This window comes from Pseudomonas sp. OST1909, assembly GCF_015277575.1.
GTDB lineage: Bacteria > Pseudomonadota > Gammaproteobacteria > Pseudomonadales > Pseudomonadaceae > Aquipseudomonas > Aquipseudomonas synxantha_A.
Genome location: NZ_CP063780.1, coordinates 5,333,912 through 5,348,292, shown reverse-complemented (window position 1 = coordinate 5,348,292; position 14,381 = coordinate 5,333,912). Strand labels below are relative to the sequence as shown.

The window sequence follows — 14,381 nt, the reverse complement described above, 5'->3', positions numbered from 1 at the left end:
GCCGCTGCCCTGCAGCGGCTTTTGTATTTTCTGAAATAACGAAGTGGAGAGCCGCATGGTTCCCGTAATCGCCCTGGTGGGCCGACCTAACGTCGGCAAGTCCACCTTGTTCAACCGCCTGACCAGGACTCGCGACGCCATTGTCGGCGACTTGTCCGGTCTGACCCGTGATCGCCAATACGGTGAGGCAAAGTGGCAAGGGCGCTCCTACATTATTGTCGACACCGGTGGTATCTCCGGTGACGAGCATGGCATGGACGAAAAAATGGCCGAGCAGTCGCTGCTGGCCATTGAAGAAGCCGATGTCGTGTTGTTCCTGGTGGACGCCCGCGCGGGTTATACCGCCGCTGACCAGATGATTGGCGAGCACCTGCGCAAGCGCAACAAGCGTTCCTATCTGGTCGCCAACAAGATCGACAACATCGATCCTGAGGCGGCCCGTGCCGAATTCAGCCCGATGGGCCTCGGTGATGCGATCCCGGTCGCGGGTGCCCACGGCCGTGGCATCACCCAGATGCTGGAAATCGCCCTGCGCGACTTCCCCAAGGATGATGTCGAGGAAGAAGAGGGCGAGGAAGAGATCGTCGCTGAAGGCGAGGAAGCCAAGCGCATTCCTGGCCCGAGCGAAAAAGACGGTATCAAGATCGCTATCATCGGCCGCCCGAACGTCGGCAAGTCGACCCTGGTCAACCGTATGCTCGGTGAAGACCGCGTTATCGTCTACGACCAGCCCGGCACCACTCGCGACAGTATCTACATCCCGTTCGAGCGTAACGACGAGAAGTACACGCTGATCGACACCGCCGGTGTGCGCAAGCGCGGCAAGATCCACGAAGAAGTTGAAAAGTTCTCCGTGGTCAAAACCCTGCAAGCGATCAAAGACGCCAACGTGGTGATCTTCGTGATGGACGCCCGCGAAGGCGTGGTGGACCACGACCTCAATTTGCTGGGCTTTGCCCTGGAAGCCGGTCGGGCCCTGGTGATCGCGATCAACAAGTGGGACGGCATGACGCCGAGCGAGCGCGATTTCGTCAAGATCGAACTGCAGCGTCGGTTGTTCTTCGTCGAGTTCGCCGATATCCACTTTATCTCGGCACTGCACGGTACTGGCGTGGGTAACCTCTACGCCTCGGTACAGAACTCGTTCAAGTCCGCGGTCACCCGCTGGCCGACCAACCGTCTGACCCAGATCCTCGAAGATGCCGTGGGCGAGCACGCACCGCCGATGGTCAACAACCGTCGGATCAAACTGCGTTACGCCCACTTGGGTGGTGCCAACCCGCCGATTATCGTGATCCACGGTAACCAGATCGAGAAGGTGCCCAAGTCCTACGTGCGTTACCTGGAAAACACTTACCGCCGAGTCTTGAAGCTGGTCGGTACGCCGATCCGTATCGAGTTCAAGGGTGGCGAGAACCCATACGAAGGCAACAAGAACACACTGACCGACCGTCAGGTGAACAAGAAGCGTCGTTTGATGACTCACCACAAGAAGGCCGACAAGAAGCGCCGTGATAAAAAATAACGGCAGCTTCGAGTCGTAAGCTACAAGCTGCAAGAAAGGGCTTCTTCGGAGCCCTTTTTTGTGCCTGACGGTTTGCCCCTTGACCTGCTTGCAGCTTGCAGCTTAAAACTTGCAGCTCACCCGAAGGGGGCTCCCATGATCACCAGCAAGCTGCCGAATGTCGGCACGACCATTTTCACCACCATGTCGCAACTCGCCGCTGAAACCGGCGCGCTCAACCTGTCCCAGGGTTTCCCGGATTTCAATGGCCCGCAAGGTTTACTCGATGCAGTGGGCAAGCATATCGCTCTGGGTCACAACCAGTACGCGCCCATGACCGGCTTGCCCGTGTTGCGTCAGCAGGTGGCCGCCAAGATTGCTCGCAGTTATGGCGCCACAGTCAATGCCGACAGCGAGGTGACCATCACCCCTGGCGCCACTGAGGCGATCTTCTGCGCGATCCAGGCGGTGATTCGCAGTGGCGATGAAGTCATCGTGTTCGACCCCAGCTACGACAGCTATGAGCCCTCGGTGGAGCTGGCCGGTGGTCGTTGCGTGCATGTGCAACTGAGCCTGGACGGTTTTGCCCTCGACTTCGAGCAGATCAAGGCGGCGCTGTCGCCGCGCACCCGCATGATCATCATCAACTCGCCCCATAACCCGACTGGTGCGCTGATCAGTCGCGCCGAGCTGGACCAGTTGGCCGAACTGATCCGCGACCGTGATATCTACCTGGTCAGCGATGAGGTCTACGAACACCTGGTGTTCGACGGTGTGCCCCACGCCAGCATATTGGCCCATCAGGAGCTGTATCAGCGCGCCTTCGTGGTCAGCTCCTTCGGCAAGACCTATCACGTGACCGGGTGGAAAACCGGTTACGTGGTCGCGCCGCCGGCCCTGACTGCCGAACTGCGCAAGGTGCATCAATATGTCAACTTTTGCGGCGTGACCCCTTTGCAGTACGCTTTGGCTGACTTCATGGCCGAACACCCGGAGCATGTCGAAGAACTGCCGGCCTTTTACCAGGCCAAGCGCGACATGTTTTGCGACCTGCTGGCGCCGTCCCGCTTCAGTTTTACCCGGGTGAGCGGCACTTATTTCCAACTGGTGGATTACTCACAGATTCGCCCAGACCTGGATGACATTGCTATGTCCTTGTGGATGACCCGCGAACACGGCGTGGCGACCATACCGGTCTCGGTGTTCTACCAGCACCCACCCCAAGGCCAGCGCCTGGTGCGTCTGTGCTTTGCCAAACGCGAGGAGACGCTGCAACAAGCAGCCGAAAAGCTATGCGTGATATGAGTGCACTGCCCAATCTGAACATCGCCCTGATCCAGACCAGCCTGGTGTGGCATGACCGTCAGGCTAACCTTGAGCATTTTGAGCTGCTGCTGGAGCAGGCCAATGGCGCCGACCTGATCATACTGCCGGAGATGTTCACCACCGGATTCTCCATGGAGTCAGCCACCCTCGCCGAGCCGGAAAAGGGCCCGACCCATCACTGGCTCCAGGCGCAGGCAACCAGATACAACGCGGTGATCACTGGCAGCGTGATTATCCAGGCCGCCGACGGTAGCCACCGCAACCGCCTGTTGTGGGCAAGGCCGGATGGCGAGGTGCTGCATTACGACAAGCGTCACCTGTTCCGCATGGCCGGTGAGCACGATCACTACACCCCCGGCGAACGCCAGGTGCAGTTTGAGTTGAAGGGCTGGCGCATTCGCCCACTGATTTGCTACGACCTGCGCTTCCCGGTATGGAGTCGCGATGCCCAGGACACCGACTTGCTGCTGTACACCGCCAATTGGCCCGGTGCACGTCGTCAGCATTGGAACCGCTTGTTGCCGGCGCGGGCGATTGAAAACCTGTGCTATGTGGCAGCCGTGAATCGGGTAGGCACGGATGGCAAAGGATTTGCGTATACCGGGGATAGCCAGGTACTGGATTTCCAGGGTGAAACCTTGCTGAGTGCAGGGGAGGCGGACGGGGTGTTCCAGGTGATTCTGGATGCGGCGGAGTTGGCTGCTTATCGCACCAGGTTTCCAGCGAACCTGGATGCCGATAGCTTTCAGTTTGTCTGATAAACCGCTATCGGGAGCAAGCCCCCTCCCACTTTGATTTGCGAATACATTCAAATGTGGGAGGGGGCTTGCTCCCGATGGGGCCATCAGCGCCACCATAACCCCAAAGTAAAAAAGGCCCCTGGATTCACACCCAGGGGCCTTTCACATTTCAGCAGCCGATTACGCCGCTTTGGCTTCCAACTGGCTCAACGAGCGGTTCAGCGCACTGAACAGCGCCTTGAAGCTGGCGGTGGTGATGTTTTCATCAATGCCCACACCATGCACCGGACGTTCGCCGTTCACGCGCAGTTCAATGTAGGCGGCCGCCTTGGCATTGGTGCCCGCACCGATGGCATGTTCGTTGTAGTCCATGATCTCCACGCCAATCGGCAGGCCGGCCACCAAGGCTTCCAGCGCACCGTTGCCTTTGCCTTTCCAGTGCAGGTTGGTTTCGCCCTGGCCCTTGCCGGAAACTTCCACCTCGACAAAGCTGTTGCCGTTCTCTTCCTGCAGGCGATGGCTGACCAGCGCGTACGGGGTGTTGGCTTGCAGGTATTCACGCTGCAGCAAGGCGTAGATCTGCGGCGCAGTCATCTCAAGGCCCACACGGTCGGTTTCGGCCTGAACCACCTGGCTGAATTCGATCTGCATGCGACGCGGCAAGCTGATGTCGTATTCCTGTTCCAGCAGGTAGGCGATGCCACCTTTGCCCGACTGGCTGTTCACACGAATCACCGCTTCGTAGCTGCGGCCAATGTCCGCCGGGTCGATCGGCAAGTACGGCACTTCCCACAGCGCATCGTCTTTCTGCTGGGAGAAGCCTTTGCGGATAGCGTCCTGGTGGGAGCCGGAAAACGCGGTGTGCACCAGGTCGCCCACATAAGGATGACGCGGGTGCACCTGGATCTGGTTGCACTCTTCAACGACTTTGCGCACACCGTCGATATCGGAGAAGTCCAGTTGCGGGTCCAGACCCTGGGTGTACATGTTCAGGGCCACGGTCACCAGGTCGACGTTGCCGGTACGCTCGCCGTTGCCGAACAGGCAGCCCTCGACGCGGTCGGCACCGGCCATCAGGCCCAGTTCGGTGGCGGCGACGCCGGTGCCGCGATCGTTATGGGTGTGCAGGCTGATGATCACACTGTCACGACGGTTGATATGGCGACCGAACCACTCGATCTGGTCGGCATAGATATTCGGTGTGGCGCATTCAACGGTGGCCGGCAGGTTGAGGATCATCTTGTGCTCGGGCGTCGGGTTCCACACCTCGATCACTGCGTCGCAGACTTCCTTGGCGAACTCCAACTCAGTGGCGCTGAACGTCTCCGGGGAGTATTCGAAGGTCCACTGGGTTTCAGGCTGTTGGGCGGCGTATTTGACGAACAGCTTGGCCGCGTTGACGGCGATAGCCTTGATGCCATCCTTGTCCTGGTTGAACACGATGCGGCGGAACGACGGCGACGTGGCGTTGTACAAGTGCACGATGGCTTTTTTGGCTCCGCGCAGGGATTCGAAGGTGCGTGCGATCAAGTCTTCACGGCCCTGGGTCAGCACCTGGATGGTGGTGTCCTCGGGGATGTGGTTGTCTTCGATCAGGGTGCGCACGAAGTCGAAGTCGGTTTGCGAGGCGGCCGGGAACGAGGCTTCGATTTCCTTCACGCCGACGGCGACCAGGGTCTTCCAGAAACGCAGTTTTTTCGCGGCGTCCATAGGCTCGATCAGCGACTGGTTGCCATCACGCAGGTCGGAGCTGCACCAGATCGGCGCGGTGGTGATGGTCTTCGACGGCCAGGTGCGGTCCGGGATGTCGATGGTCGGGAACGCGCGGTACTTCGAAGATGGGTCTTTGAGCATGCTCATCGGGAAATCCTTTGTTGTAGGGGCCGAGAAAAGGCGGCCTGCCGTAGAACTGTTATTGGGGATAAAACTTGAGGACGAGGCAGATCGATTCAGCCTGGCAGTCGTGCGCTGACGAGGCACAGGCTGCGGTGCTGGCGGAGCTGAATGAGGGTGTGAGAGGTTTTCATGCAGTCAACCCTAACCGCGAGATGGGAGGATGGCAAGCAGTGGGATAAAATTGAGAGAAGTTCTATTTTATTGCTTTTTTTTGAGTTTTTATTGCGGCGTTATTCTTTTTTTGTTGTTTTAGTGCTTCTTAGTGTGCTTCCTGCGCAATGGGTAGCCATGCGGCGGTAAGGCCGCATGGTGTTCCTCTCATGGGACGGTCAGACGGTCAGGTTGTCGATGTTGTAGTCAATGTGAATGTCTCCGCGTGGTTCAGGGATGTTGGTGCCGTGCATGAGCTTCAATGGTGGGGGGGGAGTATGAGGAGGCTGACTGGCGAGGCTTGAGCTGCCTTTTAGGCTAGGTGATACGGATACGCCGAGCCCTCCTGTCAACTCTGCAAGACCTGGAACACCGTCATAATTATTCATATGCGCATTTCCTACTACCGCCACATATTTTTCTCCAGCTGGGAGTTCTTCCATGATACGGGCTGCGAAGTAGTTGAACTCGCGTAGGCGCTCAACTGCCCATGTTGGATTAGCTTGCCAGGCTGCAAGGTTATCCATATGCCACGTTAATTGTGGGTGCTCGAGCCCTATGACCTTTATTCCGTGCTTCTGTGCTTCGGCGATGACGTCTTCCATAGTTGGACCGCCACTGAATTCGGGGCGATAGATACGTGGCCCCAGATAATCCGTATGAGACGCCAGTAGGGTCGCGTCTTCTACGCCTGGATAACTGCGCAGAAAAATCGCGTTCTCGAGGTAAACGGTGGTTACACCGCTATTTGCAAAGTTTTGCATCTGGTCGATCAGCAGTTGAAACGTCACAGGTTCGTCATGCAGTTCGCCAAGTACTAAGCCACGTATACCGGGTTGAGACAGGGCGTTTTGTAGGGCCGCCTCAGGTGTTCTATTGGTTGTTATCACCGTCTCGATTGTGCGTGTAGGCGTCGCATTTGTTAGGCGATTGTTGTAAAAGTTTCGCGTATTACGTCTGAACCATCGCCGTATTTGGGTAATGGTCGTTGCGTTCGCGGTAGAAATGTCTTCGGTAGCTGTACCGGAGAGCACTCGGTCCACATACTCAGTTCTGTTCCTTCTGCCACCACTTCCGCCCCTGCCGCCTGGTAATTCACTCAACCGCCATTCCCCGTTTCCAGCCGATTGCAGGGACGCCACGATTCTACTGCCGCGTGGCGCCGTCAGCGGGGCATTGGGGTTGACGATACTGACCTGCCCGTTGCGCGCATGAAACACCGAATCGATCTGATAAACCCTGTTCGTACCGGTACTGTCGGTGTAACGCACATACCAATGGTCGCCCACGTTATAAGTGCCGTCTGCCCTCAGGCGTTGCCCGCTGATGACTTCGTTCGGCACGGTGTAGGCGCTCAGGTCGCGGTTGGGCAGAGCGGTGGTGGTCGAGGGGCGGGTGGCAATGGTGGTGACGCCGCTGCTGGTGGAGGCCACCGCAGGGGGAGGGCTGGTGGGAGCCGGCAGCGCTCTGGGACCCGAACGTGTGGCGATCGGGCCGGCTTGGACGGTGGATCTGAATACCGGCCGCATCGGTGCGGCGCGAAGATTGGTGATGCCTGTGGCAGCCAGGCTGAAATCACTGTAGATCGTCCGTGCCAAGCCAGGCTTTTTGATCAAGTGCGGCAAGATTCTGCTATTGACGCGCAGCGCAGTCACACCGGCTTTGCCCAGACGAACACCTGTGGACACACCTTTGCCGACCACAGGTATCAGGTCCGCGAAGATCAAGGCCACCTCAATGCCGAACTCGATTTTGTTGAGGGTGGATTGCTTTGCCACTTCAGCACTGCTTACGGACTGGTGATCCGCGCGGTCGATCATCATTTGTACGTGTTGTTTGTACAGGTGATCCTGAACATTGCCTTCGATTGGTTTGAAGCTGGTTGCACCCCCCATTAACTTGAACGATGAAATAATCAATTCGGAAGAGATCAGGTTCAAGGGGTTGTAGGCACTGCTTTTAATGGCGTCCTTGAATTGCGCGATATCATCTTTACTGACTGGCGATTTTCTTTTTGTGATATAGGACGCCCACTCGCCTTTGGTCAGAAGGGCATCCAGGGCTTTATGGTCTGCCACTTCGCGAAATGTGATGCCGTCGGGAGCCTTGGGCGTATACAGCACCAACGATGAGTCTGTCTGATTGCCGATCACCATCACGCCCTGCACAACCAGCCCACGGTGGACAAGGCTGTTGGCCACAATGTTGTTTCCATCGACCTGGGGGCGTGTGGCGGGGTCGGGGTGGTCCAATACCATATCAACCCACTGCGCCGCGCGCTTGGTGGTGGTGTTTTCGTGGTTTTGTTCCTTGTAGGCGTCGGGATTGAGTTCTGATAAAAACGCCTCTTTGAACATGGCGCCTTCCAGGCTGGCTTTCCAGGCCGTACGCAATTGCGCGGCGCTGCCAACCTCGGTATCAGTCGCCATCTCTTGTTTAAGCAGCTTGGTGTATTCGCCGCCGACATCGGCGGCATTGACCAGCTTTTTAAGGCTCTCGGTGTCCAGAATCACCTGTTTGCCAGCCAAGTCCCGGACGGGCTCGCCTTGTGTATCCAGCAGCGCCAAGGTCATTTTCACATCGGTAAAAGTGCCTCTCTCGATGGCTGGAAAACCACTGGGATTGCTCAACGCCAAGTCGGTTAGAGAGACGGGGTCATTTTTGGAATAGAGGGGCTGGCCAGTACCCCGTCCGCCGTGGACGCCAGTGCGGGTGTGTACCTGCACCTTTAATTGATCAGCATCGACTATCGCCCCCGGGTATTGCTTGTTGAGGGCCGCATTCAGTCTGTCGCGGGAGAAGGCTCCCAGGGACGGGATTTTTTCGAGCAGCGGCGCCAGCGTATTCAGGCTTTTCTCTTGCACCTGTTCCAAATGTGAAAACCCGGCTTCCTGAACGGGGGGCAGATTCTTCAGCCACTCGGGTTGGTTTTTGTCGGCCAGTTTGGCGTCCCTGGCCAGCATGGCATTGCTGCCATCGAGCAGATAAGACCAGTCCGCAGCATTGTCTATGGCTTGGACCGATGCGCTGTCGAGTAATGAGTTGGCGCCGTTACCTGAGGTTAGTGCTTTGCTCATGCCTGCGTTGATTTCTGCCTGCTGGCGCCTGAGCATCCAAGGTACGGCTTCTGCCAACACATCACCGGAAGATGGCGAGACACTGTGCATCAGGTCATCGCCGGAAAAACCGTCAGGTCTGTTTTGCAGGAACGGTGGCAGGGTTTGCAACAATAGTTCGGCGTGGGTGCCGCCTTGATCCAACCGGTCGGCCAGTGCCTGGCGTGCCTGGGCCGGTGTGGCAAACTCTTCGAATCCTTCGCCGGGTGTGTACAGCACGACCGGACCATTGGTGTCGTTGAGCTCAAGCGTGCGCCCATTCGGCCAGGTAGGTGACGTGGCATGTGAACCGTCGCTTTTGGTGATGAGGAACGCGCCCGCCAGCATCGCGCCGCGTTCGGTTTTGTCATCGACCGTGATGGGGTACACGCCCAGGCGAGCACCATTGGCGAATTTTTTTTCCCGGGCTTCCAGGGTGGGGTATCGCAGCGCGTCGTCGATCAGCGCTTTGCTGTCTGTGCTCAGGGTTTGATCGCTGACGCGTAGGGCGGCCAGGCTCGACAATTGGCGTTTGTGCAGGGTCAGCAGTTGATTGAGCGGCGACTCGTGCTTGCTCGGGTCTTCATGAACCGGGCTGGGGGTGTTCCAGTACTGCTCAATCGCCTGCGGGTACTGCATGGCGATGCTGCGCGCGATGGTTTGCAATGTGCTTGCGGTGGTGGCGGGAAATTCCAGATCGTCCGGGCTTTTGCGATGATTGAATTGGATGTGTATGTCGCGTTCAGGCGGCATCTGGTTAGTGGGGTCAGCCAGGATGGCTTGAATCATCCTGGCCAGGGCGGTCATCAGAGGTTCGGACGACTCCAGTGAGACCTCATTGCCGTTAATGCGATAACGATTGACGCTCATCGTCTCCGCGTCCAGAGGTCTGACGTCCGGGAAGGCTTGTTCGAGTTGCGCCTGTATGAACGCTTTGAAGCTCGGCTGTTGGTTGTGCAGGCGTTGCATATCTTCCGTCAAGAGGCCGTGTTCAACGGTGTAGGCTAACTGCTTGCTGGGTTTGAAGTGTTTCTCCAACCTGGGGTAACGCAGTTGGGCGCTGGTTATGCCGGGAGATGTGGGGACGGGAGGCGTTTCGGGAGCGTAGGTTGGTGCGGGAGTAAGCTCTTGTGTCGTACTGGAAGGCGTGGGAGGAGACGGGGAGTCGGTGACTGCAGAAGTGCTCAGGGTTTGTCGTTGGAGTTGTGCTGCCAAAGCTTGGGTAAGAGAGAACATAGAATGAATCTCACAGGTTTCGAATTGCCACTGGTCAGGTCATGCTCATTACGCTCCGTGTAAGTTATGGGATAAGTGAATATTGGATGTCGGATGGTTCCTGGCGGAATTGTAAGAGGTGCGCAACAACCTGCTTCGAAGTCCCCTCGCTTGAGGGACAGGTGGTAACGCCAGGCAAGTGTGTTCGGCGTAGCGCGCTGCTACAGCCAGCGCGCCGTCATCAGGTGGATCAAGGCTTTTTAAGGTAAGGGTCAACGTTCTGGTGGACTTGGTAGTCTCCCACCGTTGCATTGGCAGCGAACCGCTCTTCAGGCGCCGGACGCGGGCCGGTATGCTTGACGGCGAGACTGCTGGCGCCGGGCGTTGCGTCGTATACACCCACGCTGACGGCCCCGGTTTGTTCAGCGATGCCGGGCACGCCCTGGGTGGTGTTCATATGTCTTCTACCCACCACCGCAATCCACTTTTCCCCTGGCGGGGTTTGCTGAATAACTTTGCTGGCGAAGTAGTTGAACTCTCGCAATCGATCAGTGGTATGCCGAAGGTTAGCAACGTCATCGTCATAGGGGCGAGTTGAGTGCATCGTCAGATGTTCATGTTCGATACCTACGATTTTGATGCCGTGTTGCTGCGCGGCGACCAGCACATCCTCGCGCGTAGGGACTTCGGGTTTATAGATACGATTGCCGGGCTGCGGGGGTATGCGTGAAATTTCATCGGCTGTGTAACCGGTGAAGCCATTCCATTCAGCGCCTTCCAGATAAAGGGTTGTGACGCCTTCATCTGCATAGGCCTGCATGTTCTTTATCAGCATGACGTTGGTAGCAATCTGATTGTGTTGCTCTCCAAATACAATGCCGTTTGAAGTGCTTAGCAGCTCACGTGCCAGTTCGCCCGGTGATGTGTTTGGCGTTATAGCAGGCATGTTCGGACGAGGTGTAGGCGCTAAGGCCTGATTGATATAGCTTTCATTCGCCCCTTCTCTGAACCAGCGCGTCACAAAGCGTCTGTTAATGCCTGAAGCGGTTAAATCAGGTTGTCCTGAGAGCAAATAGTCGGTGTAATTCACCGGCCATTCATGCATCTGCCTGCGTTCTCTACCGCGCCTGCCGCCAGGCAGTTGATTGATGCGCCATTCCCCGTTGCCTGCCGATTGCAGGGAGGCCACTTTCCTACTGCTTCTAGACGCCGTCGCCGGAGCATTAGGATTAATGATATTGACCTGTCCACTGCGAGCGTGGAATGCCGAGTCGATCTGATAAACCCTATTCGTACCGGTACTGTCGGTAAAACGCACGTACCAGTTATCTCCCACGTTGTAAGTGCCGTCGGGCCTCAAGGGGCGGCCGCTGATGACCTCATTGGGCACGTTGTATGCGCTCAAGTCGCGGTTTGGAATGGCAGCGTTGGTCGAGGGGCGCGTTGCGACGGTGGTTGCGCCACTGCTGGTGGAGGCACTCGCTGATGATGGGGCACGCAATGCCTCCGACGACGTGCTGGGCTCTTGACGTGGCACAGGCGCGCGCGCCGTTGTCGACGATTTGAAGACGGGGCGTAGTGGCGAGGCACGCACACCCTTGATACCTGCTGTAGTCAGTACGAAATCAACATAGATCGTCTGCGCCAGGCCGGGTTTGCTTATGAGCTTGGGCAAAAGTTTGCTGTTGGCGCGCAAAGCGACCAAGGCGGCCTTAGTCAGATGAGCACCGGTTCTTGCGGCCTTGCCGATACCTGGCAAAAAATCCAGAAATAGCATGCCCACTTCGACGCCAAATGTGGCTTTATTGATGAACGATTGCCTGGCCACTTCCGCACTGCTGACTGATTGATGGTCTGCCTTGTCTACTATCATCTGAACATTTTGCTGATACAGATGATCCTGAACATTACCCTTTATGGGTTTGAGTTCCGAGCCGCCGAACATGACCTTTATCTCTTTGACGGCCATATCCAAGACTTTGTCGGGCGACAGGACGGTGAACGGATTGTTGGGGATATCCCTGATAGTCTCGTCGCGTTTGGCCAAATCGTCTTTATTGATCGGTGATTTTCTGTCCGCGATGTAGGCTTTCCACTCGTTTTTTTTCAACAAGGCGTCCATTGCTTTTTGGTCCGCTACCTCGCGAAACGCGATGCCGTCGGGCGCTTTGGGTGTGTACAGCACCAATGATGAATCGACCTTGTTGCCAATCACCAAGATTCCATGAATTGGTTGTCCATAGTCGAGCAGGGCATTGGCGATAATCTTCTGGCCATCGACTTTGGGGCGGTCGGCGGGGTTGGGGTGGTCCAGGATTGCCGTAACCCATTGCGCTGCGCGTTTGCTGCTCTTGTCTTCGGTGGCCTGCTCTGTATAGGCCGTGGGGTTGAGTTGCGCAAGAAACGCATCTTTCTCCATGGCGTCACTCAGGTTGGATTTCCATGCCTCGCGTAGATCCGAAGGGGCATCAGGTGCCAGTTCTTTTTTAAGCAGCTTGTCGTATTGGCCTCCCACATCCGCAGTGTTGATCAGGGCTTGAAGCTGTTCATCATTGAGTATGATCGGCTTGCCATTGCTATCGGGAATCGGACTGCCCTTTGTGTCAACCAGCGGCAGGGTCAGTGTGAGGGTGGTTTTTTTCTGGACACTTCTTGGAAGAAAACCGGTGGGATTTTTCAGTGCCAGATCAGTCAGTGAAAGATGTTTTTGTTCTGACGAGCTGGTGATGCGGTTACCCAATATTGACATGGCCAGGTCGGCAATCACTAAGCCGGACGAATTGTCCTGGGTTGTGGTTTCGTCTATCTGCACCTTTAATTGATCGGCATCAATCTGCGCAGTCGGATACAGCTTCTTGATCGCCTGGTTCATCCTGTCGCGGGAGAAGTCTGACAGGGAGGGGATTTTTTGAAGCCTTGGTAGTAACGCGTCAGTGCTTTTTTTCTCCGACTGTTCCAGGTTCAGAAAGATGGTTTCTTGAGCCGGGGTCAGGTTTTTCAGCCACTCTGGTTGTTGTTTTTCAATCAGCTTGGCGTGGTAGGCCAAGAGTGCATTGCCGCTATCAAGCTGGTACGACCAGTCGGCGGCGTCATCAATGGCTTGGGTTGACGCCGGATCGGTCAGTGGGTTACCTGGCGTAGCGGCCGTCAGTGTCTCGGAGAGCCGCTTATTGATTTCTTCTTGCTGGCGCTTGAGCATCCACGGAATGCCCTCTGCCAGAACATCTGCGGTCAAAGGCTCAACGCGCAGTGTCAGGTCATCTCCCGAAGGCTGCTCTGCTCGGTTTTGCAGCGCCAGCGGCAGCGTTTGCAGCAACAGTTCGGCGTCCACCCCACCTTGATCAAGGCGCTTGGCCAATGCCGCGCGGGCTTGAGCGGGCGTGGCGAATTCCTCGAACCCTTCGCCGGGGGTATACAGAACCACCGGACCATGGCTGTCGTCGAGCCACAAGGAGCGACCGTCAGGCCATGTGGGCTCAGTCGCGAAGGAACCGTCGGTCTGGGTTATGAGGAAGGTACCCGCCAACAGTGCCCCACGTTCACTACCGTCATCCACGGTGAGTGGGTACACCCCAGGGCGGGCGCCGTCAGCAAAGGCATTTTCCCGTTCGGCCAAGGTGGGGTATTGCAGCGCTGTGTCGATCAGTTGCTTGCTTGCCGGGCTCAAGGTGCCATCGTTCGCGCGCGCTGCGGCCAGGGTTGCCAGTTGCTGTTTGTGCAAGGCCAATAGCTCATTCTGTGGCGTGGTTCGTACCTGCGGGTTTTGCGAGCTTTGGCGGGGTGTGGTCCAGAATTTCTGCTGCGCTTTCGCGTATTGGATGATGCGCTGGGCAATCGTGTGCAATGAGTGTGCTGAGTTGACCTGGGTGGGCGGCACCCCGGCGCTGCCTTGCGTGAAAAAGCCCGCGTGTACGTTGTTGCCTTCACCTGCTTTTTTCCCAGGATTACGCAACTGTTCCTGGATTTCTTTATTTAGTGCATCGAGAAGGGGGTCTACGGACAGCGTTTTTATACTGCCGTCGTTTTGCTTGCGCCAATGCTTGACGGTGAGGTCTGCGGTATTGAGGTGGGGTTGGTCGGGAAACAGTGTGGTCAGTTGTTGCTGCAGGAAGGTCTTGAAGTTCGGTTGCTCTTTGTAGAGCTGCTGTATCGAACGGGTAGCTTCGTTGTGTTGCTCTATGAGGCTGATATTGCGTGAAGGGGGGACTGTGGCAGTTGGCGTACTTGGTGAGTCGGGTAAAGGCAGATCGTCTGGTGCGTACGTCGAAGGCGTTGCGTGGGGGCCGGTCTGGCTTTTTTTTTGCGGGGGGGGCGTTTCGGCGGGTGGGGCAAAGGATTGATGTTGATCCAAAGGGCGTTGGACTGTAGAGCTGGCTGGCGCAAACATAGAAACAACCTCATCACATAATCGAAATGTTGTCGTTACGGTCCTTGTAAGTCGCCAGTTAAGTGAAG

The 14,381-nt window shown here is 56.9% G+C and carries 6 protein-coding genes; 3 read left to right on the top strand and 3 right to left on the bottom strand.

The window, feature by feature from the left end; all coding sequences use genetic code 11:
* Positions 1 to 55 precede the first annotated feature (55 nt).
* From der to IH404_RS23200, 3 genes are all read left to right on the top strand, one after another.
* On the top strand, positions 56 to 1,525 hold the full coding sequence (der, locus tag IH404_RS23210) for a ribosome biogenesis GTPase Der (protein ID WP_005791167.1): 1,470 nt from the start codon (positions 56 to 58) through the stop codon (positions 1,523 to 1,525).
* 135 nt (positions 1,526 to 1,660) lie between these two features.
* Positions 1,661 to 2,809, top strand: a complete 1,149-nt coding sequence (locus IH404_RS23205; protein WP_005791166.1) for a pyridoxal phosphate-dependent aminotransferase — start codon at positions 1,661 to 1,663, stop codon at positions 2,807 to 2,809.
* A complete protein-coding gene (locus IH404_RS23200) occupies positions 2,797 to 3,588 on the top strand; it encodes an amidohydrolase (protein WP_194439148.1) in 792 nt (263 codons plus the stop codon). Before IH404_RS23205 ends, IH404_RS23200 begins: the two co-directional genes overlap by 13 nt.
* A 162-nt stretch (positions 3,589 to 3,750) precedes the next feature.
* On the opposite strand, the gene leuA is transcribed toward IH404_RS23200, so the two are convergent.
* From leuA to IH404_RS23185, 3 genes are all read right to left on the bottom strand, one after another.
* Positions 3,751 to 5,430: a 2-isopropylmalate synthase gene (leuA, locus tag IH404_RS23195; RefSeq protein ID WP_005791164.1), complete on the bottom strand. Its 1,680-nt coding sequence runs from the start codon at positions 5,428 to 5,430 to the stop codon at positions 3,751 to 3,753.
* Positions 5,431 to 5,795: 365 nt separating this feature from the next.
* Positions 5,796 to 9,680: a membrane-targeted effector domain-containing toxin gene (locus IH404_RS23190; protein ID WP_242462628.1), complete on the bottom strand. Its 3,885-nt coding sequence runs from the start codon at positions 9,678 to 9,680 to the stop codon at positions 5,796 to 5,798.
* Between the two features lie 496 nt (positions 9,681 to 10,176).
* The gene (locus IH404_RS23185; RefSeq protein WP_194439144.1) at positions 10,177 to 14,313 is read right to left on the bottom strand and encodes a membrane-targeted effector domain-containing toxin; all 4,137 of its coding nucleotides are present in this window, start codon (positions 14,311 to 14,313) and stop codon (positions 10,177 to 10,179) included.
* Between the last annotated feature and the right edge of the window lie 68 nt (positions 14,314 to 14,381).

Bases quoted from the DNA above. Each gene is read 5' to 3' on its own strand.
- der (WP_005791167.1), top strand. From the start codon at position 56: ATGGTTCCCGTAATCGCCCTGGTGGGCCGACCTAACGTCGGCAAGTCC.
- IH404_RS23205 (WP_005791166.1), top strand. From the start codon at position 1,661: ATGATCACCAGCAAGCTGCCGAATGTCGGCACGACCATTTTCACCACC.
- IH404_RS23200 (WP_194439148.1), top strand. From the start codon at position 2,797: ATGCGTGATATGAGTGCACTGCCCAATCTGAACATCGCCCTGATCCAG.
- leuA (WP_005791164.1), bottom strand. From the start codon at position 5,430: ATGAGCATGCTCAAAGACCCATCTTCGAAGTACCGCGCGTTCCCGACC.
- IH404_RS23190 (WP_242462628.1), bottom strand. From the start codon at position 9,680: ATGCAACGCCTGCACAACCAACAGCCGAGCTTCAAAGCGTTCATACAG.
- IH404_RS23185 (WP_194439144.1), bottom strand. From the start codon at position 14,313: ATGTTTGCGCCAGCCAGCTCTACAGTCCAACGCCCTTTGGATCAACAT.